27 protein-coding genes are annotated in these 20,447 nt (G+C 63.0%); 10 read left to right on the top strand and 17 right to left on the bottom strand.

The genetic code is table 11. From position 1 onward, the window contains the following. Positions 1-366: 366 nt before the first annotated feature. Positions 367-1,614: an SGNH/GDSL hydrolase family protein gene (locus tag PQU94_RS11365; protein WP_272741586.1), complete on the top strand. Its 1,248-nt coding sequence runs from the start codon at positions 367-369 to the stop codon at positions 1,612-1,614. A gap of 120 nt (positions 1,615-1,734) precedes the next feature. Continuing rightward, complete coding sequence (gene lepA, locus PQU94_RS11360; RefSeq protein ID WP_272741585.1) at positions 1,735-3,537, top strand: translation elongation factor 4; 1,803 nt, start codon at positions 1,735-1,737, stop codon at positions 3,535-3,537. A gap of 33 nt (positions 3,538-3,570) precedes the next feature. On the opposite strand, the gene PQU94_RS11355 is transcribed toward lepA, so the two are convergent. Both PQU94_RS11355 and PQU94_RS11350 read right to left on the bottom strand, forming a co-directional pair. Beyond that, positions 3,571-3,957 carry a hypothetical protein gene (locus PQU94_RS11355; protein ID WP_272741584.1) on the bottom strand — a complete coding sequence of 129 codons (387 nt, stop codon included), beginning with the start codon at positions 3,955-3,957 and terminating at the stop codon, positions 3,571-3,573. Positions 3,958-3,972: 15 nt separating this feature from the next. Beyond that, entirely contained in the window at positions 3,973-4,395 is a 423-nt protein-coding gene (locus tag PQU94_RS11350; protein ID WP_272741583.1) for a hypothetical protein, read from the bottom strand. A gap of 117 nt (positions 4,396-4,512) precedes the next feature. Between PQU94_RS11350 and PQU94_RS11345 the strand changes: the two genes are divergently transcribed. Beyond that, a complete protein-coding gene (locus tag PQU94_RS11345) occupies positions 4,513-4,887 on the top strand; it encodes a response regulator (protein ID WP_272741582.1) in 375 nt (124 codons plus the stop codon). Positions 4,888-4,939: 52 nt separating this feature from the next. Here the strand turns inward: PQU94_RS11345 and PQU94_RS11340 are convergent, their stop codons facing one another. The 10 genes from PQU94_RS11340 to PQU94_RS11295 form a co-directional block, all read right to left on the bottom strand. Continuing rightward, positions 4,940-5,347 carry a DUF6491 family protein gene (locus tag PQU94_RS11340; RefSeq protein ID WP_272741581.1) on the bottom strand — a complete coding sequence of 136 codons (408 nt, stop codon included), beginning with the start codon at positions 5,345-5,347 and terminating at the stop codon, positions 4,940-4,942. Between the two features lie 12 nt (positions 5,348-5,359). After that, the gene (locus PQU94_RS11335; RefSeq protein ID WP_272741580.1) at positions 5,360-5,836 is read right to left on the bottom strand and encodes a DUF6491 family protein; all 477 of its coding nucleotides are present in this window, start codon (positions 5,834-5,836) and stop codon (positions 5,360-5,362) included. 74 nt (positions 5,837-5,910) lie between these two features. Continuing rightward, positions 5,911-7,635, bottom strand: coding sequence for a tRNA (5-methylaminomethyl-2-thiouridine)(34)-methyltransferase MnmC2 (gene mnmC2 / locus PQU94_RS11330; protein ID WP_272741579.1), 1,725 nt, complete (start codon positions 7,633-7,635; stop codon positions 5,911-5,913). An 88-nt stretch (positions 7,636-7,723) separates the two neighbouring features. After that, positions 7,724-7,945: a hypothetical protein gene (locus tag PQU94_RS11325; RefSeq protein WP_272741578.1), complete on the bottom strand. Its 222-nt coding sequence runs from the start codon at positions 7,943-7,945 to the stop codon at positions 7,724-7,726. Between the two features lie 209 nt (positions 7,946-8,154). Continuing rightward, positions 8,155-9,021: a flagellar motor stator protein MotA gene (gene motA, locus PQU94_RS11320; protein ID WP_272741577.1), complete on the bottom strand. Its 867-nt coding sequence runs from the start codon at positions 9,019-9,021 to the stop codon at positions 8,155-8,157. A gap of 101 nt (positions 9,022-9,122) precedes the next feature. Next, positions 9,123-9,623 carry a hypothetical protein gene (locus tag PQU94_RS11315; protein WP_272741576.1) on the bottom strand — a complete coding sequence of 167 codons (501 nt, stop codon included), beginning with the start codon at positions 9,621-9,623 and terminating at the stop codon, positions 9,123-9,125. A gap of 99 nt (positions 9,624-9,722) precedes the next feature. After that, entirely contained in the window at positions 9,723-10,292 is a 570-nt protein-coding gene (locus tag PQU94_RS11310; RefSeq protein ID WP_272741575.1) for a hypothetical protein, read from the bottom strand. Next, positions 10,289-10,540: a hypothetical protein gene (locus tag PQU94_RS11305; protein WP_272741574.1), complete on the bottom strand. Its 252-nt coding sequence runs from the start codon at positions 10,538-10,540 to the stop codon at positions 10,289-10,291. Before PQU94_RS11305 ends, PQU94_RS11310 begins: the two co-directional genes overlap by 4 nt. A gap of 119 nt (positions 10,541-10,659) precedes the next feature. Continuing rightward, positions 10,660-12,204, bottom strand: coding sequence for an amidase (locus PQU94_RS11300; protein WP_272741573.1), 1,545 nt, complete (start codon positions 12,202-12,204; stop codon positions 10,660-10,662). A gap of 80 nt (positions 12,205-12,284) precedes the next feature. Beyond that, the gene (locus PQU94_RS11295; RefSeq protein ID WP_272741572.1) at positions 12,285-13,253 is read right to left on the bottom strand and encodes a 2-hydroxyacid dehydrogenase; all 969 of its coding nucleotides are present in this window, start codon (positions 13,251-13,253) and stop codon (positions 12,285-12,287) included. Between the two features lie 93 nt (positions 13,254-13,346). Here PQU94_RS11295 and PQU94_RS11290 point away from each other — a divergent pair, with 93 nt between their 5' ends. The 4 genes from PQU94_RS11290 to PQU94_RS11275 all read left to right on the top strand — a co-directional run bounded on the left by PQU94_RS11290 (position 13,347) and on the right by PQU94_RS11275 (position 15,886). Beyond that, entirely contained in the window at positions 13,347-13,808 is a 462-nt protein-coding gene (locus tag PQU94_RS11290; RefSeq protein WP_272741571.1) for a hypothetical protein, read from the top strand. A gap of 32 nt (positions 13,809-13,840) precedes the next feature. Beyond that, a complete protein-coding gene (locus PQU94_RS11285; RefSeq protein WP_272741570.1) occupies positions 13,841-14,260 on the top strand; it encodes a DUF1801 domain-containing protein in 420 nt (139 codons plus the stop codon). Between the two features lie 182 nt (positions 14,261-14,442). Next, positions 14,443-15,144, top strand: coding sequence for a hypothetical protein (locus PQU94_RS11280; RefSeq protein WP_272741569.1), 702 nt, complete (start codon positions 14,443-14,445; stop codon positions 15,142-15,144). A gap of 76 nt (positions 15,145-15,220) precedes the next feature. Continuing rightward, on the top strand, positions 15,221-15,886 hold the full coding sequence (locus PQU94_RS11275) for a hypothetical protein (protein WP_272741568.1): 666 nt from the start codon (positions 15,221-15,223) through the stop codon (positions 15,884-15,886). Between the two features lie 45 nt (positions 15,887-15,931). Here the strand turns inward: PQU94_RS11275 and PQU94_RS11270 are convergent, their stop codons facing one another. Further along, the gene (locus PQU94_RS11270; protein ID WP_272741567.1) at positions 15,932-16,420 is read right to left on the bottom strand and encodes a hypothetical protein; all 489 of its coding nucleotides are present in this window, start codon (positions 16,418-16,420) and stop codon (positions 15,932-15,934) included. A gap of 105 nt (positions 16,421-16,525) precedes the next feature. Between PQU94_RS11270 and PQU94_RS11265 the strand changes: the two genes are divergently transcribed. Both PQU94_RS11265 and PQU94_RS11260 read left to right on the top strand, forming a co-directional pair. Beyond that, complete coding sequence (locus tag PQU94_RS11265) at positions 16,526-16,798, top strand: BrnT family toxin (protein ID WP_272741566.1); 273 nt, start codon at positions 16,526-16,528, stop codon at positions 16,796-16,798. Further along, complete coding sequence (locus PQU94_RS11260; protein WP_272741565.1) at positions 16,785-17,081, top strand: BrnA antitoxin family protein; 297 nt, start codon at positions 16,785-16,787, stop codon at positions 17,079-17,081. The genes PQU94_RS11265 and PQU94_RS11260 overlap by 14 nt, the downstream gene beginning before the upstream one ends. 1 nt (position 17,082) lies before the next feature. Here the strand turns inward: PQU94_RS11260 and PQU94_RS11255 are convergent, their stop codons facing one another. Then, positions 17,083-17,478 (bottom strand): acyl-CoA thioesterase, encoded by a 396-nt coding sequence (locus tag PQU94_RS11255; RefSeq protein WP_041659479.1) that lies wholly within the window; start codon positions 17,476-17,478, stop codon positions 17,083-17,085. 131 nt (positions 17,479-17,609) lie between these two features. Further along, a complete protein-coding gene (gene rpsU, locus PQU94_RS11250; RefSeq protein ID WP_272741564.1) occupies positions 17,610-17,918 on the bottom strand; it encodes a 30S ribosomal protein S21 in 309 nt (102 codons plus the stop codon). Positions 17,919-18,120: 202 nt separating this feature from the next. Between rpsU and PQU94_RS11245 the strand changes: the two genes are divergently transcribed. Continuing rightward, positions 18,121-18,768: a COQ9 family protein gene (locus PQU94_RS11245; protein ID WP_272741563.1), complete on the top strand. Its 648-nt coding sequence runs from the start codon at positions 18,121-18,123 to the stop codon at positions 18,766-18,768. Between the two features lie 71 nt (positions 18,769-18,839). On the opposite strand, the gene PQU94_RS11240 is transcribed toward PQU94_RS11245, so the two are convergent. Together PQU94_RS11240 and purE are read right to left on the bottom strand one after the other, a co-directional pair. Continuing rightward, positions 18,840-19,916, bottom strand: coding sequence for a 5-(carboxyamino)imidazole ribonucleotide synthase (locus PQU94_RS11240; protein ID WP_272741562.1), 1,077 nt, complete (start codon positions 19,914-19,916; stop codon positions 18,840-18,842). Positions 19,917-19,920: 4 nt separating this feature from the next. Further along, positions 19,921-20,415, bottom strand: a complete 495-nt coding sequence (gene purE / locus PQU94_RS11235; protein WP_272741561.1) for a 5-(carboxyamino)imidazole ribonucleotide mutase — start codon at positions 20,413-20,415, stop codon at positions 19,921-19,923. Positions 20,416-20,447 lie beyond the last annotated feature (32 nt).

Here is a 20,447-nt window from a genome sequence, read left to right as displayed (position 1 = left end):
GGCGCGATTGCTTACCGGATGTGATGAGGCTGCGACATATCGACCCCTAAACTTTTTCGCAGTCGCAACATATATAGTCGTCGTCAACACAAGGAGAGTATCAGATGACCCTGATCAAGTTGAGCGACACGTTCGGTATGGTTGGAAATCTGCTGTTTGCCGGTATCCTGCCCATGGCGGCTTTGATTGCCGCGGCCAGCCTGCTGTAAGCTGCGTTTTGATGTCTATGAAAAAGGACGGCGGATCATCGGATCGCGCCGTCTTTTTCGTTTAAGGACCTGAACCGATAAGTCGCACCGGTGCATTGACACGCCGGTCACGCCGGTGATGATGGCCGCATAAGACAAAAGGCTACAGGAGCGAAACATGACCGCCATTGACCGCCGTGCCCTGCTGGGCGGGATCGCCGCCGGTGCCGGGCTTGTCAGCCTGCCCGCCTCTGCGGCGGCGGGGGGTACGGTGTGGGTCGGGGCCTGGGCCTCGGCGCAGATGGTGCCTAATCCCGACACCACCCTGCCGCCGGACATCGCCGCGGATGTGACGATCCGTCAGATCGTGCGCCTGACGCAGGGCGGGAAGCAGTTTCGTGTGCGGCTGTCCAATGTGTTCGGCACCAAACCGCTGAAGATCGGCGCGGCCCATGCGGCGATTTCGGCGGATCAGATGACATCGCGCATCGACACGACCAATGCACGCGGCCTGACCTTTGGTGGGCGCACGGCGATCACTATTCCCGCCGGAGCGGAGTATGTGTCCGACCCTGTGGTCATGACCGTCAAGCCCTTCACCGACCTGACCCTATCGCTGCACCTGCCCGAAGCCGCCTCGCCCCAGACCAGCCACCCCGGCGCGCGCATGATCTCCTACTTCGCCAAAGGCAACCGCGTGGCGGAGGGGTCTTTGGACGGGGCGAAGACCATGGAGCGCTGGTTCCATGTTTCGGGCGTCGATGTCATGGCTCGGCAGGGCGCGGCGTCGATCGTGGCGCTTGGCGACTCCATTACCGACGGCTATGGGGTCAAGCCGGGGATGAATGCGCGCTGGACCGATCAACTGGCGCGGCGGCTTCAGGCCGATCCGCGCACGCGGCACCTGTCGGTGCTCAATGCCGGCATCGGCGGCGGGCGCATCCTCAATGACGGCTCAGGCCCCAACGCCATGGCACGGTTTGAACGCGATGTGCTGAGCCAGACGGGGGTGAAGTATCTGGTCATCCTCGAAGGGGTCAACGACCTCGGCACCCTGACCAAGGACGCGCCGGTGAGCGCCGCCGCCCATGCGCAAGGGGTCGAGGATATGATCACCGCCTATCAGCAGATGATCCGCCGGGCGCAGGAACGCGGCATCAAAGTCATCGGCGCGACCATCCTGCCCTTTATGGGCTTTTCGCTTTACCACCCGGACGCGCAAAACGAGGCCGACCGTCAGGCGGTCAATCGCTGGATACGCACCTCAGGGGCATTCGATGCGGTGATCGACTTCGATAAGCTGATGGCTGATCCGGCGGACCCGACGCGCCTCAAGCCCGACTACGATTCCGGCGACCATATCCACCCCTCGATAGCGGGCTATAAGGTGATGGGCGATGCGGTGGATTTGAGGGTGTTTAGGTAGCCTTATGGCTCCCTTTCCGGACAGCGCCTTTATTTGCGTACAAAATGAATAAATTTCCGGGTGCAGGGGCCATGCCCCTGCCCCCTTCCCCTTAAGGGCGCATCATGCTATCGCCCCCGCATGACCGAACTGTCCCAAATTCGTAACTTTTCCATCGTCGCCCATATCGACCACGGCAAGTCCACCCTGTCCGATCGCCTGATTCAGTTCACCGGCGGCCTCACCGCGCGTGAGATGAAGGAGCAGGTGCTCGACAATATGGAGATCGAGCGCGAGCGCGGCATCACCATCAAGGCGCAGACGGTGCGCCTGAACTACAAGGCCAAGGACGGAAAAGATTACGTCCTGAACCTGATGGACACGCCGGGCCACGTCGATTTCGCCTATGAGGTGTCGCGGTCGCTGGCGGCCTGCGAAGGCTCGATTCTGGTGGTCGATGCATCGCAGGGCGTTGAGGCCCAGACGCTCGCCAATGTCTATCAGGCCATCGACAATAATCACGAAATCGTCCCCGTCCTGAACAAGGTCGATCTGCCCGCCGCCGAGCCGGAGCGCGTGCGCGCCCAGATCGAGGACGTGATCGGCATTGACGCCTCTGAGGCTGTGCTGGCTTCGGCCAAGTCGGGCATCGGCATCGAGGACGTGCTGGAAGCCATTGTCACTAGGCTGCCCGCGCCCAAGGGCGACCCCACGGCGCCGCTGAAGGCGCTGCTGGTCGATGCCTGGTACGACCCCTATCTGGGCGTCGTCGTGTTGGTGCGTGTGTTTGACGGCTTCCTCAAGCCCGGTCAGCAGATCAAGCTGATGAACGCCGGCGCCACCTACAAGATCGACAAGCTGGGCGTGTTTCAGCCCAAGGCCACCGATGTCGAGGCGCTGGGCCCCGGCGAAGTCGGCTTCTTCACGGCGCAGATCAAGGAAGTGCAGGACGCCGCCGTCGGCGACACCATCACCGATGAGCGCAAGCCGACCTCACAGGCCCTGACGGGCTTCAAGGAAGTGCAGCCGGTCGTCTTTTGCGGCATCTTCCCGGTCGATGCGGCGGACTTTGAAGACCTGCGCTCAGCCATGGGCAAGCTGCGCCTCAACGATGCCAGCTTCTCCTATGAGATGGAGACGTCTGCGGCGCTTGGCTTCGGTTTCCGCTGTGGCTTCCTGGGGCTGTTGCACCTTGAGATTATTCAGGAGCGCCTGAGCCGCGAGTTCAATCTCGACCTGATCGCTACCGCGCCGAGCGTCGTCTATAAGATCTATATGAACAATGGCGACGTGATCGACCTGCACAATCCGGCCGACATGCCGGACCCGGTGAAGATCGACCATATCGAGGAGCCGTGGATCAAGGCGACCATCTTCACGCCGGACGACTATCTGGGCGCGGTGATCAAGCTGTGTCAGGACCGTCGCGGCATCCAGACCGACCTCTCCTATGTCGGGTCGCGCGCCATGGCCGTCTATGAGCTGCCGCTGAACGAGGTGGTGTTCGACTTCTACGACCGCCTGAAGTCGATCTCGAAGGGCTATGCCTCGTTCGACTACACGATCGAGGAATACCGCGAAGGCGACCTTGTGAAAATGTCGATCCTCGTCAATGCCGAGCCGGTGGACGCCCTGTCCATGCTGGTGCACCGCGAACGCGCCGAACAGCGCGGCCGGGGCATGTGCGAAAAGATGAAGGACCTCATCCCGCAGCACCTGTTCGTCATCCCCATTCAGGCGGCGATCGGCGGGCGTATCATCGCGCGCGAAACCGTGCGGGCGCTGCGCAAGGACGTGACAGCCAAGTGTTACGGCGGCGACGCCACGCGCAAGAAGAAACTGCTGGAGAAGCAGAAAGAGGGCAAGAAGAAGATGCGGCAGTTCGGCAAGGTCGAAATCCCGCAGGAGGCCTTCATCGCCGCGCTCAAGATGGACAATGACTGATGAAAAAAAGCCCGGATCGCTCCGGGCTTTTTTTTAGCGTTCCAGCGGAGTCACCTCCATAAGCGGCGGCGGCGAGTACAGCCCCTGATAGGTCACGGTGCAGGTCCGCACGCTGGCCATGCTGGTGCCGTACACCACCTGTGCCGTACCGCCGTGGCCCAGCGAGACCTTCTGTTCCGTCATGCGGACGTGCACGAACGGCGCGTCGGTCAGGCCCGTGCAGGCCTTCGCTCCGCTAAAGCGGTGCACACCGTCCAGCGATTTGATCAGCAGGTCATCACCGATCACCTCAACAATCCCGATCACGTCCTGCGGAGGGACGGCGACCCTGATGTCGGGTTTCGGCGACGGTTCCGCCAGAGCGCCGCCGGCAAACGACACCCCCGCCATAAGCGCGCCTATAAGCCTCAGTCGAGACATGCTATCCCCCTTATCTTAACGGTCCGTGCGTTGATATTTCTGCTTGCGCAGCGTCTTGACCTCTTCGGCGCTGACCGGCGTTACCGACTGCACGAAACAAGGCGTCTTGAACCCGCCGCCGCCGCTTTGACGCACCGAAAGCTGCACATCGAGCGGGTCGCAGATCTGCACCGTGCCACGGTACTCGAACACCAGAACATCGTAAGGCGTCAGGCGACAGCCGTCCACCTTGATCAGCACACCGCCGCGTCCGGCCCCTTCGGCCAGCACCGTCTCCTGATCGAGGACCGTAGTGTCCATCCCCGGCCCGGTGACGCAGCGCGGCGGCGCTTTTTTGGTGTCTTCGGCCTGAGACGTCAGGGGCATCAGCGCCAGCGCCGTCAAGCCGCCCGCTATGCCCAGCGCCGCCCAAAAGGCTTTTCCATGGATACGCAACATCTGTCTCTCCTCAAGATCGGTCGGGCCGGCGAATTTCCGCTCACCCTTCCGGATTTTCAAAACCATTTAACCAGAACGGCGTAATCTGAAAACACGCAAATGCCAGTGAGCCTGCCCATGACACCCAGCGTACTCATCATCGAAGACAGCCTGACTCAGGCCCACCTGATCGGGCGTCTATTTGAACGGGCCGGTTTCCGCTCGGGCGTCGCGACGGACCGCGCGACGGCGCTGAAAGAATTGAACCGTCAGACGTGGGCCTTGCTGGCTATCGACATCTTCATGGCCGAAGAGAATTCGCTGGACCATCTCGACACCTACCGTCAGGCGGCCCCCAACACGCCGATCGCGGTGATGACCGCCATTCGTAAGGGGGCCCCACAGGCGGCCAGCCAATCGCACAATGCCGCCCGCCGCGCCAAGGTGGACTTTATCCTGCCCAAGCCCTTTCAGTTTGACGACATCCGGCAGGTCTGCGCCGAAGTGATTTAGCGCCGGGACAATCCGAACCCCGGTCAGGTCCTCTATCTCTGATCCTTTCCGCTCACTGGTATTTTTTTGCCTCTTCCTTGGTCAGCGGCGTCACCGACTCGACCAGACAACGCACGGGGGCCTCGTCAAAGCGCGAATAGAGAATCTTCACATCGCGCCGGTCGCAGATCTGCGTGCCCCCGAAGAACTCAAAGCCGATCTTGTCCAGATCGTCGAGATTCTGACAGGGGGCCGAAAGCTTCAGCAGGGCTGACCGCCCGAAACCGTCTTCGATCAGGACGGTCGTCTTGTTGACCACCATTTTGCGATTGAGCTGGCTGGCGTCGATACATTTCGGCTTGCCATCCTGCTTGCCACGCGGCCCGGGTGTGTCTTCCGGTGCCGCCGAGGCCAGGCTCAAGGCCCCCAGTCCGCTCGCCACAACAACGGCCACAGCCGCCAGTTTAACCACGGTTTTCATTTCTCTACCCTCTTATGTCCCTGCTCCGGCCCTGTTTTCTGCCGTCCGGGGCGTCACGCCTTCGATACGGTCGGCCTCGTCCTTGGTTATCGGCTTGACATCGGTGATATTGCAGCGCGTCAGCCGGCCCGAACCCGGCTCCGAATAGAGGATTTCGGCATCAAAGCCACCGCACACCTGGATCGACCCGCCGCGTGTGCGCACACCGATGCGAAACGCGTCTTCGATGCCCATGCAGGCCCCGCTGAGTTCCAGCCGGTAGTGCTGGTGCCCATAGGTTTCGATGACCATGGTGCGCGAATCTATCGGATTGAAGCGGTCGATATCTTCGCTGCGGAAGCATTTGCGCATGTCTTTTTGCGCCTTCGGGGCCTCCCGCTCCGGCGGAGCCGAAGACTCGGCCCCCACAGACTGAGCCTGAGCCGGAAGCAGGCTGAGGGTCGTCAGTCCGGCAGCGGCCAGCGCCGCGACAGTCATCAGAGTCTTCATCGCATCATTCCTTGGTCAGGATCGCACTCACGGGTGCCAGTTCCTCCCCGATGAGGCGAGCGGAATCGGGCCATTTAATGACTATGAACAGCCTGTAATCTTTCCGGGCGCAACCGATGCGCGGATGCCACAGTCAGCGGCGACGGCACCCCCAGCGTCTGCGCCGCCGCCGCCATGCCGAGCAGCGGCCCCAGACACAGGCCGCGCGCCCCCAGACCGGTCAGGATGGTCACACCCGGTGCCATCTGCCCCATCACCGGCAGATGGTCGCGGGTCGTCACGCGCACGGCGGCGCGCGACACCGAAGCGTCTTCGGCCAACGCTGCCGCTGCGGGCAGGACGGCGCGCAGGGTGTCGAGATTGTGCGCGCGGTCTGCTTCGCGGGGCTCAACGCCCCTGTCGCCGCGAATATGGGTCGAGCCGAAGACGAAACCGTCCGGCAGCGGCACATAATAGCCGCCCCAGGCCTGCGGTCGGGCGTCCGGTGGCGGGGCGCTGGCGGTTTCGATCTGCCCGCGCACCGGCCGCAGATCGAGCGCCTCAGCGAACGGCAGGTCGAAAATCCCGTCCCCGCAGGCGAGGAGGACGCGATCGAAAAGGTGAACCGCGCGGTCGGTCACGATACGCACCGGCGCACCGGGCTCCACGCGCACGACGGTTTCGGCCACCACCGCAGCGTCTCCCAGAAGCGCCTTGACGATCTCCGGCGGGCGCACCGATAAGGCGCGCGTCATGCGAAGGCCGGCCTCATCCGCGGCCATATCGCCCGGCGCATAGTCCGGCTGAGCGGCGATCTTAGCAAAGCGCGCGGCATCGCGCGCGTCGGCGCAACGTTGCTGCACCCCCTGCGCCAGCACGGCTTCGGGGCACAGGCGCGCATAGAGGTCCGTCGCCGCATAGAGCGCATCGGCGAACAGGACGCTGATCGTCCCACCCCCAGCATCCAGCCGCGGCGTGACCAGTCCCGCCGGATTGCCCGACGCCTGCGGCCCGATATCGAAGACGGTGGCCTGATGGCCGTAATGACGAAGGGCATGGACGATCGAGGCCCCGGCAATGCCCCCGCCGATCACGGCCATGCGCTCAGGCGCGAAAGGGGCTTCGACCGCCCCCGCAAAGACGGCCTCCAGCCGCTCGCGCTTGCGCCCGAAACCGGGCTGTTTCGACACCTCGAACCCGGCGGCCTGTAGCCCCCGCCGCACAAAGCCCGCCACGGTGAAGGTGGCCAGCCGGGCCCCCGGCGCGCTGTGCGCCGCCACGGCCTTTAGCACATCATCGGCCCACATGTCGGGGTTCTGCGCCGGAGAGAACCCATCGAGGAGCCAGGCATCGGCCTTGCCCTCCCACTGATTGAGGGCATCGCGCACGTCCCTAAGCGCCAGGGTGAGGGTCACGCCCCATTCGGGGAAGGTCATCAGATGAAAGCCGCGCCGTTGCGGCGGCCAGCGCGCGATAATCGCTTCGGCGAAGGGCGCCAGTTCCGGCCAACTGGCCAATGCACGAGCCGCCGCCTCACGCGGCATCAGATAGGCTTCGACAGAAAAGAGGTGCAGATGCCCCTGCGGCGGACGATGAGCCGCCCAGAGTTGCATCAGGGCGGCGATATTAAGCCCGGTACCAAAACCCAGTTCGGCGACGGTATAGTGACGACGACCCTCCCAGCCCTGCGGCAGGCCGCAGCCGTTCAGGAATACGGCCCGCGTTTCCGACAGGCCGTCCTGCAACGAATAATAGATGTCGTCAAAACGGGCCGAGCGCGGATTGCCGTCTTCGGCGAAATAGAGTTGAGGATCGGTCATCGGGCTCACGCACAAAAAAGAAGAGGCCGTTCCCGGGAACGACCTCTTCCAAACTCTTGTCTAATCCAGCGCCGTGAGGCGCGAGGGATTAGTGAGCAGCAGCCGGAGCTTCAGCAGCCGGAGCTTCAACGGCGGCCGGCGAAGCGGCTTCCGAAGCTTCGACAGTGGCCGAGGCGTCAGCCGAAGCGTCAGCCGGAGCGGATTCTTCGGTGGTGGCGGCTTCTTCAGCCGGCTTCGAGCAAGCGGCAACCGACAGAGCGGCGACGGCGGCGGCGGCGAGCAGGGCCTTGCGGACGATTTCAGAGGTCATGGATCCAGATCCTTAGATTCTAACGTTAGAGCGCCTAGCAACTGCGCCCGACTCCTTCATACGCAAAACCGCTGAGTCCCGCAAGGGGTGTTTTCACAAATATGTGATCAACTCTCGCAACAAAGCCGCAATTCCCCCTCAAAATACCCCTGAGGCGGGAAGTTGCGGCTTTTGCGGCGGGCCGGATTCGCCCGTTTCTTAAGGTTAATCTACTCGTTCGGTATATTATTAAGGGCTTCTTCCATTTCGGCAAACGAGGGCTGGGCGCCGGACGGAATGTTACCGCGACCGATTTCCACCGAAATCTGCGCCGCATTGCCGTGCAGGTGCGCGACCAGCACCGCCTGAATGATCTTGTAGAAGGCCCCCTCCTCCTCCACCACGCCGTTCATGCGCGTGGCGAAAGGCCCGACGAGGCCATAGGCCAGCATAACGCCCAGAAAGGTACCCACCAGAGCGCCGCCGATCATGCCGCCCAGCACTTCCGGCGGTTCCGTGATGGCCCCCATGGTCTTGATAACCCCCAGAACGGCGATAACGATACCGAGCGCCGGCAGGGCGTCGGCCACGCTTTGCATGGCGTGGGCCGGGTGCATGGCTTCGTGATGGTGCTTTTCGAGCTGCTTTTCCATCGCGTCTTCGACCTGATGCGGGTCTTCGAGGTTCATGGTCATCATACGCAGGGTGTCGCAGATGAAGTCGATGGCGAAGTGATCCTTCATAATCTTGGGGTAGCGCGAAAAGATCGAGGAGTCGTGTGGCTTTTCGATATGGCTTTCCAGAGCGATGACACCCTTGGCCTTCATCGTCTTGGTCAACTGAAACAAAAGCGACAGAAGATCGCGGTAATCCGCAGGCTTCCACTTGGCCCCGCCAAACACCTTGCCCATGCCGCCGCCCATCCCCTTGATGGTGTGCATGTCGTTGGAAATCAGGACCGAGGCCACGGCCGCGCCGCCAATGCCCATCAGTTCGAAGGCGAGCGAGTGCAGGATCGGCGCCATCGAGCCGCCCGACAGCAGGTAACTGCCGAAGACGCAGCCAAAGAGGACGACAATACCGATAATCTGAAACATGCAGGCGGAGTCCGGAGAGCTTCGTGATTCGCCCTCACCTTACCCCGCCAAATCTTAAGAGGCGGTTTCCGGTTAACGCTTAAGGTTAACGCCGCGGCCCTCTATTGTGGGAGAAACAGCTTAATCAGCCGGTTCATATCCATATATTTGACAAAGCCCATGGACGCCGCCTGCACGTCCGGATGCCCCATCAGATCCTTCATGCCGCGCTCCCCCACGCCGGAAAAGGCCTGACCGAAGGCCGCCTGAATAACGTTCTGATTGCCGCTCTTGTAAACCGCGCGGATTTCGTTGCCGCACTGATCGACCATCAGGCGAGTCATCATGGTGCCGACCTGCTGATCCAACGCGTTGCGTTCGGGCTCTGAAATGGTGGCGTAGCGCGACACGTCCGGATGACGCGCCATCATGAAGAAGACGTAGCGCAGGATCAGGCGCTCATCGTCCGGTGTTACCGATCGCGAGATACAGGTTTTGAGAGCCTCCGTCTGGGCCTGCCCTTCGGGCTGGACCTGCGCGTGGGCCTGAGCGCCGTAACACAGAAGCGCGGCGACGCTGAGAACACTCAGAAGCCCGTTTTTTCGCTTTGCCGCTATCACCATATCCACCGCTCCTGCCGCTTTTCCCGTGAAAGCTGAGAGCTTAATGCGGATGCTTCGGGGCGTCCAGCCTCGGGCGCTGCGCCTCTTCCGCCGGCGGGATTATTGCCTCGGAAGCAGGTCGTCCAGCGCCACGGTTTCGGTTCTGGCCGCCGAAGTGGGGGTGACCGTAGGCAGAGAGGTGGTGTCGCCGCCGGATGTTTCGACCGTGTCTGCTGCGGCCTGATGAGCATCGAAGCAGGTTTCGGCGCATTCGATAACGCCGGGCACAGCCCGGGCCCGCGTGGTTTCGGCCAGGGCCGCCGCTTCGGTCGCCTCATCGGGCCTGTAGGCCATATCGGCTGCTGCGCTATCACTGCCCTGCGCCGGGTAGGCCTGTTCGGGCGCAACCGGCGGCGGTTCGGTCGCGGGCCACAGGCTGGCGAGGCGGACCTCTTCCCCCACCGGCGGGCGAACATCCAGAAGGTCACGCTCAACCGTTTCGTTGGCCGGAAAGAGTTTATGCGGGTCCTGACGCGCCTCGACCTGAGTGAGCATGGAACCGTCCAGAGTGGCGATGCGCGCGGCAACGGCTCCGCTGCCCGTAATCAGCACCACCCCGGCGGTCCACAGGCTTAGCGTCAAAGCCCGGCGCGCTCTGGCCGTCGGGTCGCCGACACACACGGCGCTCATCGCACCCTCCGCCGAACGGGTGCCGCCTTGCGGCTTCGGAGGTCGTTGACGAAGCCCGCGACCGCCACCACCGCCAGCCCTACGCTGAACAAACCGCTGAGGCCAGGTGCCAGACGGCGCACATAGGGCGTATTGAGAAGCCCCGCCGCGGCCATAACCTTCGGCGACGGCACGCGACCGCTCAGGGTCTGAACGATGGGCAGAAGGCTCAGCACCTTCGTAGCGACGGGAACGATACGGCGGGTCATCATATCCTCGGGGGAACAGCTCTGTGGTCTGCACACCCTAAACCCTGCCGCATAAGGATGAAGGCGCGGCCTGATGGGCCACCCGTCAAAATTACCTTAAGAGGTTATCGCTGCTGTGTTCACTGAGGCGGCGCGACCCGGGCCTTCGCCACCTGCTCAAAGGCATAGCCAGCGCGCAGCAACTGAGCGTCCGACCACTGCGTACCGATAAAGGACAGACCCAGCGGCAGGCCCTGTACCTGCCCCATGGGCACGGTCAGGTGGGGATAGCCGGACATGGCGGGCCACTGACTGGCCGACGGGCCGGAAAACTGATCGCCATTGACCTCATCCGACAGCCACGGCAGACCATAGGTCGGTGCGACCAGCAACGACACGCCATAGGCGTTCAGAAGCCCGTCGATATGGCTGCGGGCCACGGTCTTCGCACGATTGGCCGCCGCCTTGTAGGCCGGGTCGTCCAGTCCCTTGGTTTTTTCCGCAGCCTCAAAAAACTCCTGCCCGAAGAAGGGCATTTCGCGGGCGGCTTCGGCAGTATTGAAGGCGATGACCTCCGACAGGGTGCGCGTCTTCACTGTGGCCGGCGTGGTGGCCAGATAGGCATTGAGATCGGCCTTCAGCTCCGTCTGAAGCACAGTCAGTTCGGCGGCATCCAACCCTTCGACCGAGGAGTCGGCAATATCGACCAGAACGGCGCCCGCGGCCTCCAGATGTTTAAGCGCGGCATTGAACGCCGTCTCGACCTTGCCCGGCCCGCCGGTCCGGTCGCGCAGAACGCCTATGCGCACGCCTTTGAGGGCATCGGGCGACAGGCCTGCCGCGTAATCCACCTTGCGGGCATCGGCCGCCTGTGTGGCCGGGTCCGCCGGGTCGCTACCTGCCATGGCCGACAGCATCAGCGCTACATCGCGCACGCTGCGCCCCATCGGCCCCGGAATGTCCTGACTGTGCGAGATGGGCACGACGTGGGTGCGCGAAATCAGCCCCATGGACGGTTTCAGCCCGACCAGACCGTTCATGGCCGACGGACACACGACCGAGCCATCGGCTTCCGTGCCGACGGCCAGAACGGCAAAGCTCCAGGCCACCGCCGTACCGCTGCCCGAGGACGAACCGCAGGCCGAGCGGCGCGCATCATAGGCATTGCCGGTCAGACCACCCACCGCGCTCCAGCCACTCATCGAACGGGTTGAGCGGATATTGGCCCATTCCGACAGGTTGGTCTTGCCGAGGATAATCGCCCCGGCGGCCCGCAGCCGCGCCACCACCGGCGCATCGCGCCCCGTCACATTGTCTTTCAGCGCCAGAGAGCCCGCCGTGGTCGGCATGGCGTCTTTGGTTTCGACATTGTCCTTGATCAGGACAGGGATGCCGTGCAGCGGCCCGCGTAGCTTGCCCGCCTTACGCTCGGCATCGAGCGCACGCGCCTCGGCCAGCGCATCGGGATTGAGCACGATCACGGTATTGAGTTGGCGCGATTTGTCATAGGCTTCGATGCGACGGATAGAGGCCCTGGTGATGGCCTCTGCCGACAACTCGCCACGCGTCATCGCCGCCTGAAGCTGATCGACGGAGGCTTCGCGCACCGGATCGGGTCTGGGCGCCGCCAGAACCGGCCCGGCCAGACAGATGGCGATGCTGAATACAGATACCAGACGCTTCATAACCCAATGCCCTCCAGCCGTTACGGGTGGAAGGTTACACGCGAGACCGTATCTGGCAAGACACCGCAGATGACCGCGCCTCAGTAACCGCGTGTACGGTCCACGGTCAGAGGCAGGTCACCGGTCGCCCGCCAGCGGCGCAGATTATCGGCCACCGCCTGCGCCGCCGTGTGCACATTCGTCGGGGCCGAGATGTGCGGCAGGACCGTTACCTGCGGATGTGCCCACAGGGGCGAGGTGGCCTCCAGCGGTTCAGACACGAACACATCGAGCACAGCGTGCGACAGGTTCTGATCGAGGGCTGTGAGAAGCGCCTCGATGTCCAGCACGGTGCCGCGTCCGAAATTGATCAGCCCGGCACCCTCCGGCAGCCAGCCCAGCCGCTCCGCATTCAGAAGGCCACGCGTTTGCGGCGTCGCCGGCAGCAGGCTGACCAGAATGTCCGCTTGCGACATCAGGGCCTTCAGACCGTCCTCGCCAGTAAACACTGGTATATCCGCCTTTCTAGGCGTTCGGCTCCAGCCGAGGACGCCGAACCCCGCCTCCCGCAGCCGCGCCGCAGCCGTCAGCCCCATATGGCCCAGCCCGAGCACGCCGACCGTCACCGCCGATGGCGCGCGGTAGGGCCTCTGATGCCAGCGGCGGGCCGCCTGCTGACGCGCATAGGCGGGCATGTCGCGCTGAAGATAGAGGGTCCAGGCCAGCACCGCCTCGCCCATCACGCGGCTCAGTTCCGGATCGACCAGCCGCACGATGGGCAGGTCCGCCGGCAATTCAGCCACCAGCCGTTCAACACCGGCCCAGACGCTGTGCACCCATTTCACTTGCGGCAGGCTTCGCAACACCGCCGGGTCCGGATTGGCCACGACGGCGACCTCGACCGCCTGCGGGTCGGCAGCGCTCAGCGGCACCACGGGCATGTCCGGCAAGGCTGCGGACAGGGCCGCGATCCATTCCCGCGCTTCGGCATCGGATACGCGGCCGGTAAAGACGACAGGTGACAAGGCGGCGGATGACATGGGTGCGGATGACATGGGTGCGAATGACATGGGGGGGCTTCTCCTCAGCCTTTCCGATAGGCAGGCGATGGCCCGCCGTCAATTGCCCTTCCCGTGCGTTGGTGCAGTGCCTACATACGACCAATGGAGCGTTCCCTCACCCCCGCCGAAATCGCCGCCCTGCCCGCCGGACTGATCGCAGCGGTGCCGGTCGAGGCCGTGCGGCTGATCGGGCGGGCGCATCCGGTCGCGCAACTGGCGGGCCTGATGGGGCACGGGCCACTGATCGTGGTACGCGGACGCAGGATTTTCTGGCCCGACCTGACCGGCGATCTGTCCGGACGAGCGGACCATCTGGCCCTGCTGGGGCATGAGCTGACGCATGTGTGGCAATACGAGAGCGGCATGACCCTATGGCGCTATCTGTGGCGCGAACGCGGGCGTTATCGCTACCGCCTGATCCCGGGGCGGTCTTATGCGGCCTATGGCTATGAGCAGCAGGCGGCCATGGTCGAGGACTGGGTGCGTGGTTTGAACGGACTGCCGCCGCGCTGGGGCCGGGCCGCCGACGCCCCAAGCCTGCCCGCTCACCTGCCCTTTGCTTGACAAACCGGCGTTACCGCCACAGTCTTCGGGGCATGGCCGAACCGAAAACCCAGCCGACCGACGCCGATCCCGCCGCCTTTCTGGACGCCAGAGCCCCGGAAAAGATGCGCGCCGATGCCCACACGCTGCTGGGACTGTTCGCCGAGGTGACCGGCGAACCCCCGGTCGTGTGGGGGACGTCCCTGATCGGTTACGGTCAATACAGCTACCTCAGCGGCAAGACCCGGGTGCCCTGGCCGCTCAGCGCCTTCGCGGCCCGCAGTGCCGCTCTGACCCTTTATGTACTCGCCAGCGCACCGGAACAGGCCGATCACCTCGCCCGCCTTGGCAAGCATACGACCGGCGGCGGCTGTCTTTATATCAAACGTCTCAGTGATGTGGACCTTGACGTCCTGCGCGACATCATTTCGACCGCGCACGCGCTGATGAGGGCGCGTCACCTCTCCTCCTGATGCCTTTCTGATCTCTTCATCTGCGGTTCAGCCTTAATTTTGTAAAAGGCTTAGGCTAGAGCGGAATGACTTCTAGCTGAATCGTTCCGCTCAAGCCGCCATTGAGGCGGCGGCCAAGGTGGCGAAGCCACCGCCCGGCGAGGGGGTAAATCAAGAGAAAGAACAGAAAGATGGACCTGCCTATGTTTGTCAAAGCTGCCAAGCCCGCCCTGCTGGCGGCCGCCCTGTGCCTTACCCCGATGGCTGGCGGTCTGATGCCCGTTTCCGCCATTGCTCAGCAGACGCAGCGCGAGGTTTCCGCGGATCAGGCCTTTCCCTTTCTGTCGAAGTTTCTCGCTCTGCCGGCTTCTGAGCGCGATGAAATCACCGTGGCCTATATTCTCAAAATCAAGGGCGGCACCCAAGGGGCCAGCATTCAACTCAAACACAATGGCCAGAGTCAGAAGCTGACGATCGGCAGTGACGGACGCATCACGCCGCTGCCGACGCTGGCGCAATTGCGCGGCGGGGCCACGGTGCTGGTCAGCGGGCCGGAAAAGGGCGTGTCGATGCGCGTGCGCGTCTATGCGAGCGAACCCCCGGCCAGGACCATGATGGTGGCCCCTCTGGCCAAGGCGGTGACGCAAAGCAATACGGCCATGCGCAAGGTCGGGGGCGTGCTGGCTGTCGCCCTGCCAAAGCCCGACCGTCTTTATTTCGTCGGTGCCGGCAATGGCCGCGTGACCCTGTCCGACGGCAGCCAGAAGGTTTTGCCCAAATCGCCGCGTGACGATGCCTATCCGGGCGGAACCCCCTATCTGGTCCCGGCAGACTTTCCCGGCGCGGTCAGCGTGACCTTCGACGCCGCGCCGTCGCGCATCGGCATTGACGACCGCGTGAAATAGGCCCTTCTATATGGCCGTGATTTTGCCGCGATCCCGAACGAAGGTTCGGGATCGTTTCGTTCTCAAGGGGGCCTCCATGTCATTTCTCCATCGTCGCGGCTTTGTGCTGTCTGCCGTCGCCCTCACCCTTAGTGGTGCGGGGGCGGCGCGGGCCGAGACCAAGGACGTGCCCTGCACCGACATCTTTCCGTTTCTGCTGAACTATCTGAATCTGCCCGCTGCGGAGCGCACGCACTTTCGTCTGGCCTACCGGCTGTCGGTTACCGGGGCCCGGCTGTCGGATGTGAAGCTGGTCCTGAAGCACAATGGCGAAACGCCGCTGGGTGTGGCGGCGGATAACACCCTGACGCCCCTGCCCCCCGTCGCCGCTTTGAAGGCCAAGGCCCCGGTGACCGTCACGCGCCCCGACGGCAGCAAGATCGGCCTGAACCTGCTGATCGCGGCCGCCCTGCCGCCCGCCACCGCCTATGCCGCCCCGGATCTCAAAAAGGCCGTCGATCAGGCGCACGCCGGAGCCAAAAAGGCCGCCGGTGTCATGAGCCTCGCCGTGCCCAATCTTGATCGCATTGTCTTTGTGGGGGCGTCGAGCGGACAGGCCGTGGCCGCCGATGGCAAGGCCGCCGCACTTCCTAAAACCAGGGACGGGCATCCTGTGTTTGAACCAGCGGCGCACAGTACAGCGGCGCGCGTAACGCTGGACAAGACCCCGACCCTGCTCCGGATCGACGCCAGGTCCAAATGAGAAACGGTCGAAGAGGCTGACCGTATCGGGCCGTTGAAGGTAGGCTCAGCGCCGCGTCTGGCGCAACTGCATATAGTTGCCGAGCAGTCCGGCGGCAAAGGCCGAAACCGCGCACAGAGGCAGGCAGATCATCACCACCCAGGTGGGGTGCGGGATGAAGGTCATATGGATCATATAGCTGGCCACCAGAAGAACACCGGTGATCCATGCCGGAAAGGCCCCAACCTTAGCCATACGCACGGCCAGATAGCCCCCGCCGAACGTGCCCAGAGCCCAGGACACGATCTTGATGATGTAGGCGTCAGGGGGCATGGTATCGAGGAGTTTGGCGATCTCCTCAGGCGTCGCCATATCGAAGGTCGGTGGCGGCGGAAACATATAGTTTCCCACCTGACGCAGGATGGTATCCAGCACCATGCCGAACAGAAGGCCGGTCAGCACGGCCAGCGTGATATTCAGCACGCTGCGCGTCTTGTCTTCGTCCCACACGGTAAACCATGCAACAAGCCGGTCCGTTACCGATGCCTTGGCCATAGCCGCCTCCCTGATTGGCGGAGAAAATGACAAGGCGCGCGGCTTTGGTCAACGTCTTTATAAAGACAGTGTTACGACACGATAATTGACCCGCTGCAAATTAACGTGTACACAATAATCATGCTGATCCTCTATGACGAACCGAAGCGTCTGAGAAACCTCGAAAAGCACGGGCTGGATTTTGCCGACCTGACGATCGGCTTTTTCGAAGCCTCAAAGGTTATGAGCGCTAAATATGGCCGCAACCGCTCTATCGGTGAGTTTGAAGGACAGGTTATTATTGCCGTTATCTTCCGCCCGCTGGGCACCGAAGCGCTACACGTCATTTCGATGCGTCCGGCGAGCAAGAAAGAAAGAATCGCCTATGCCCAAGACTAAAATTCCACCGATTACGGACGAAGAAGAGGCGCGCATTCAGGCCATGATCGCTTCTGACCCAGACGCGCCAGAGGCAACCGATGAAGAACTTGCCAATATGCGGCCGTTTGCTGAGGTCTTCCCGGAACTGGCGGCCTCTATCCGGCGTGGTCGCCCGCCGCTGGAGACACCGAAACAGTCCGTGCATCTTCGGCTGGACGCCGATGTTCTGGCGGCCTGGCGGGCCACCGGGGCGGGCTGGCAGAGCCGCATGAACGAAGCCCTGCGCAAGGCTATGCCTTAACTCACGGCAGGGGCAGCGGGCGCGAATTGCCGTTTTCGTCGATGGCGACAAAGGTAAAGTCGGCATCGGTCACCTTGATGCGCACGTCGGAGTCGCGTGAGCGCCGCCACGCCTGTACGTGGATCTTCATCGAGGTGCGCCCGGTCGAGATCAGTTCGGCATAGACCGACACTTCGTCGCCTACGCGCACCGGCGTGTGAAAGGTCATGCCTTCAACCGCGATGGTGGCGGCACGGCCGACGGCGCGGCGCGCGGCCACGTTTCCGGCCGCGAGGTCCATCTGCGACATCAGCCAGCCACCGAAAATATCGCCGGCCGGATTGGTATCTGCCGGCATGGCAATAGTGCGAATGGCAATCAGCGCCTCGTTCGGCTGCGTGTCTTTCTGGTGTTTCATCGACTTACCCCACATGCCGCCATTCATGCCGCGGCAAACAGATTTTGCAATGCAAAAAGTGCCGAAAAGGAAAAAGCGCCGAAGCCTGAGGCTTCGACGCTTTTTTATCGAACGGCAATTGTCCGTAAGACTTACTTCGAGCGGCTCGTGGTCGCACCGCCTTCGCGTTGCAGACGCTTGCGCGCCAGCTTGCGGGCGCGACGCACGGCTTCGGCCTGCTGGCGAGCGCGCTTTTCCGACGGCTTTTCGTAGTGGACGTGACGCTTCATTTCGCGGAAGGAGCCTTCACGTTGCATCTTCTTCTTCAGCGCCTTCAGGGCCTGATCGACGTTGTTGTCGCGGACAAAGATCTGTACCAGAGGTATCTCTCCATTCTGTCTGTTCCGCCGGGCCGTAAAGCCTTGCGACGGACCGCCTCGCCCTTTTGAAGTTCGGGCCATAAAAGGGCGGAGGGTGAAAACAAGCTGCCCGCAAACCGTGGTCTGCGGGCGTGTGGGCGAAGCCATTACATCAAGCCCGCGCCCAATTCAAGCCGCACCGCCTTTGAAAAACGCCGGATTAAACATTTTATCAGGCTGTTGCCTTTTGACGCAGGCGCGATTTGGTCTTGGCGCGGGGCGGGCTTGGGCCTATTCTGCGGCCATGTCCGCAAATGCCCTTACCGAACTGGAACAGTCACTGGCCTCGGCCTGTGCTGAACGGATGCCCGATCTGGGCCTGACCCGCGTCACCGTGCGCGTGGCAGGAGCGCGAATCGGGCTCAGCCCCGCCGAAATCGAACTGATCTGTCCCAACGGACCGTCAGACGTCGCCGCGATCCTTTGGCGTCAGGGCGACGCCGCGCTTGAGAGCGATGAGGTTGCGGCCCAACTGTCTGCTATGAAAGTGCGTGAACGCATCGGCTTCCTGCTCAACCGCCGCATTGATGCCGCCTGCGCCGATGAGCGCGCGACGCACCGCCTGATCGGGCACCTGTGCCTGCCGCAGCATCTGGGGCTGTACCGCAGCCTGCTGTGGGACTCGGCTGACCTTGTATGGCGTAAGGCGGGAGATAAGGCGCTGGACGAGAACCACTATTCCAAACGCGCCATCGTGTCGGGGATTCTGGCGACGGCCCTGATGACGCGCCTGACGCAAGGGGTCGAGGCCCAGCACGAACAGATCGCCCGCAATATCGAGCAGGTGATGGCGTTTGAAAAATTCAAGGCCAAACTGCCGTTGAAGCCGGAAGACGCGCTTCTGGGGGCTGTGGAATGTCTGGGCAAGCTGCGCTTTGGGGCCGCGGCTTAATCTCCTCCCTACCGAAGGTGGGGAGGTGGATTTTTGCCATCGGCAAAATGACGGAGGGGGCGGCACAGCCGCTAGAGACTCGCCTTCAACCGGTTGATATGGCCCATCTTGCGGCCCGGACGCGGATCATCCTTGCCATAGATGTAGAGCCGTGAGTCCGGCTCCTGCGACAGGGCTTCCCAGGCCAGCACATCCGGCCCCAGCAGATTGGTCATTTCGACCTGAAAACGCGCTGTGGTGTCGCCCAGCGGCCAGCCAGCGACGGCGCGGATATGCTGCTCGAACTGATCACACAGGCAGCCGTCCTGCGTCCAGTGGCCGGTATTGTGTACGCGCGGCGCGATCTCGTTGAGGATCAGCGCATCGCCTTCCAGCACAAACAGCTCGACGCCCAGAACACCCACATAATCAAGGCCTTCCAGCACTTTCCTGGCAATCATCTCCGCGCGCGTTTTCAGCGTGTCCGACACCACCGCCGGGGCCAGAGTCGTCGAAAGAATGCCGCTGACGTGGTGGTTTTCCCCGACCGGATAGGTCTTCACCGTACCGTCGTAGCCGCGCGCGGCGATCACCGAGACTTCGCGCTGAAAATCGGCTTTGGCCTCCAGAATCGCCGGGCGGCCATTGAGGCTGTCGAAGGCCGCTTTCGCCTCTTCGGCGGCGCGAATCCACACCTGACCCTTGCCGTCATAGCCTTCGCGGCGCGTCTTCAGAAGCGCGGGCAAGCCGTTGGCTGCAATCGCCTTTTCGAGATCGTCAAGGCTGTTGATCTCATAGAAATCGACCGTGCCGATGCCGACGCTGCGGGCAAAGCGCTTTTCGAGGATACGGTCCTGCGTAATGCCCAGCGCCCGCGCATCGGGGGCGACCTTCGCGCCTTTGGACACCAGATAGTCGAGCGAAGCGACCGGCACGTTTTCAAATTCAAACGTAATCACGTCCGACGCCGCGGCAAAGCGGTCGAGCGCCGCCTCATCCGTATAGCGCGCCACCTTCGACACCGCCGAGACGCTGGCCGCCGGCGATTCGGCGTCCGGACCATAGACCACCACCTTGAAGCCCAGCCGTGACGCCGCCTGCGACAGCATACGCCCCAACTGACCATCGCCCAGAATGCCGATTTTTGACCCCAAAGGCAGCGGTTTCAATGGTTTAGTCCTCAACGCTATCGGGCACGCCGTCGGTCTGCGCCTGACGCAGGGCTTCGACGCGGATCGCCAGTTCGGGGTCGGACAGGGCCAGAATCTGCGCTGCCAGAAGCCCGGCGTTCTTGGCACCCGCTTCCCCAACCGCCAGCGTGCCGACCGGCACACCGCCCGGCATCTGGACGATCGACAGGAGAGAATCGAGGCCTTTCAACCCGTCACGCACTGGCACCGGCACGCCCAGCACCGGCAGCGGGGTCAGCGAGGCCGTCATGCCCGGCAGGTGGGCCGCGCCACCGGCGCCGGCGATAATGACCTGAAAACCCTCAGTCTTGGCGGATTTGGCGAATGCGACCATGCGCTCAGGCGTGCGGTGCGCCGAGACGACGCGCGCCTCATAGGTGACGCCTAGGCCGTCGAGCGCCTCGGCGGCCTTTTTCATGACCGGCCAGTCCGAGCGCGAGCCCATAATGATGGCGACTCTGGGTTTCGACGCGGTCATGCCCACCTCCGAAAGCTGAAAGGCCGCGAACT

Source organism: Asticcacaulis currens, assembly GCF_028550395.1.
In the GTDB taxonomy this organism is placed as follows: domain Bacteria; phylum Pseudomonadota; class Alphaproteobacteria; order Caulobacterales; family Caulobacteraceae; genus Asticcacaulis; species Asticcacaulis currens.
The sequence above is the reverse complement of the archived record's forward strand: the minus strand, read 5'-3'. Positions and strand labels throughout refer to the sequence as shown.

What these genes read in the sequence shown, in the direction of transcription:
- PQU94_RS11305 (WP_272741574.1), bottom strand. Translation starts at nt 10,540, where the DNA reads ATGACCCGCCGTATCGTTCCCGTCGCTACGAAGGTGCTGAGCCTTCTG.
- PQU94_RS11290 (WP_272741571.1), top strand. Translation starts at nt 13,347, where the DNA reads ATGGAGCGTTCCCTCACCCCCGCCGAAATCGCCGCCCTGCCCGCCGGA.
- lepA (WP_272741585.1), top strand. Translation starts at nt 1,735, where the DNA reads ATGACCGAACTGTCCCAAATTCGTAACTTTTCCATCGTCGCCCATATC.
- PQU94_RS11285 (WP_272741570.1), top strand. Translation starts at nt 13,841, where the DNA reads ATGGCCGAACCGAAAACCCAGCCGACCGACGCCGATCCCGCCGCCTTT.
- PQU94_RS11275 (WP_272741568.1), top strand. Translation starts at nt 15,221, where the DNA reads ATGTCATTTCTCCATCGTCGCGGCTTTGTGCTGTCTGCCGTCGCCCTC.
- PQU94_RS11255 (WP_041659479.1), bottom strand. Translation starts at nt 17,478, where the DNA reads ATGAAACACCAGAAAGACACGCAGCCGAACGAGGCGCTGATTGCCATT.
- rpsU (WP_272741564.1), bottom strand. Translation starts at nt 17,918, where the DNA reads ATGGCCCGAACTTCAAAAGGGCGAGGCGGTCCGTCGCAAGGCTTTACG.
- PQU94_RS11280 (WP_272741569.1), top strand. Translation starts at nt 14,443, where the DNA reads ATGTTTGTCAAAGCTGCCAAGCCCGCCCTGCTGGCGGCCGCCCTGTGC.
- motA (WP_272741577.1), bottom strand. Translation starts at nt 9,021, where the DNA reads ATGTTTCAGATTATCGGTATTGTCGTCCTCTTTGGCTGCGTCTTCGGC.
- PQU94_RS11245 (WP_272741563.1), top strand. Translation starts at nt 18,121, where the DNA reads ATGTCCGCAAATGCCCTTACCGAACTGGAACAGTCACTGGCCTCGGCC.
- PQU94_RS11260 (WP_272741565.1), top strand. Translation starts at nt 16,785, where the DNA reads ATGCCCAAGACTAAAATTCCACCGATTACGGACGAAGAAGAGGCGCGC.
- PQU94_RS11270 (WP_272741567.1), bottom strand. Translation starts at nt 16,420, where the DNA reads ATGGCCAAGGCATCGGTAACGGACCGGCTTGTTGCATGGTTTACCGTG.
- PQU94_RS11295 (WP_272741572.1), bottom strand. Translation starts at nt 13,253, where the DNA reads ATGTCATTCGCACCCATGTCATCCGCACCCATGTCATCCGCCGCCTTG.
- PQU94_RS11325 (WP_272741578.1), bottom strand. Translation starts at nt 7,945, where the DNA reads ATGACCTCTGAAATCGTCCGCAAGGCCCTGCTCGCCGCCGCCGCCGTC.
- PQU94_RS11310 (WP_272741575.1), bottom strand. Translation starts at nt 10,292, where the DNA reads ATGAGCGCCGTGTGTGTCGGCGACCCGACGGCCAGAGCGCGCCGGGCT.
- PQU94_RS11340 (WP_272741581.1), bottom strand. Translation starts at nt 5,347, where the DNA reads ATGAAAACCGTGGTTAAACTGGCGGCTGTGGCCGTTGTTGTGGCGAGC.
- mnmC2 (WP_272741579.1), bottom strand. Translation starts at nt 7,635, where the DNA reads ATGACCGATCCTCAACTCTATTTCGCCGAAGACGGCAATCCGCGCTCG.
- PQU94_RS11315 (WP_272741576.1), bottom strand. Translation starts at nt 9,623, where the DNA reads ATGGTGATAGCGGCAAAGCGAAAAAACGGGCTTCTGAGTGTTCTCAGC.
- PQU94_RS11365 (WP_272741586.1), top strand. Translation starts at nt 367, where the DNA reads ATGACCGCCATTGACCGCCGTGCCCTGCTGGGCGGGATCGCCGCCGGT.
- PQU94_RS11335 (WP_272741580.1), bottom strand. Translation starts at nt 5,836, where the DNA reads ATGAAGACTCTGATGACTGTCGCGGCGCTGGCCGCTGCCGGACTGACG.
- PQU94_RS11350 (WP_272741583.1), bottom strand. Translation starts at nt 4,395, where the DNA reads ATGTTGCGTATCCATGGAAAAGCCTTTTGGGCGGCGCTGGGCATAGCG.
- PQU94_RS11355 (WP_272741584.1), bottom strand. Translation starts at nt 3,957, where the DNA reads ATGTCTCGACTGAGGCTTATAGGCGCGCTTATGGCGGGGGTGTCGTTT.
- PQU94_RS11345 (WP_272741582.1), top strand. Translation starts at nt 4,513, where the DNA reads ATGACACCCAGCGTACTCATCATCGAAGACAGCCTGACTCAGGCCCAC.
- purE (WP_272741561.1), bottom strand. Translation starts at nt 20,415, where the DNA reads ATGACCGCGTCGAAACCCAGAGTCGCCATCATTATGGGCTCGCGCTCG.
- PQU94_RS11300 (WP_272741573.1), bottom strand. Translation starts at nt 12,204, where the DNA reads ATGAAGCGTCTGGTATCTGTATTCAGCATCGCCATCTGTCTGGCCGGG.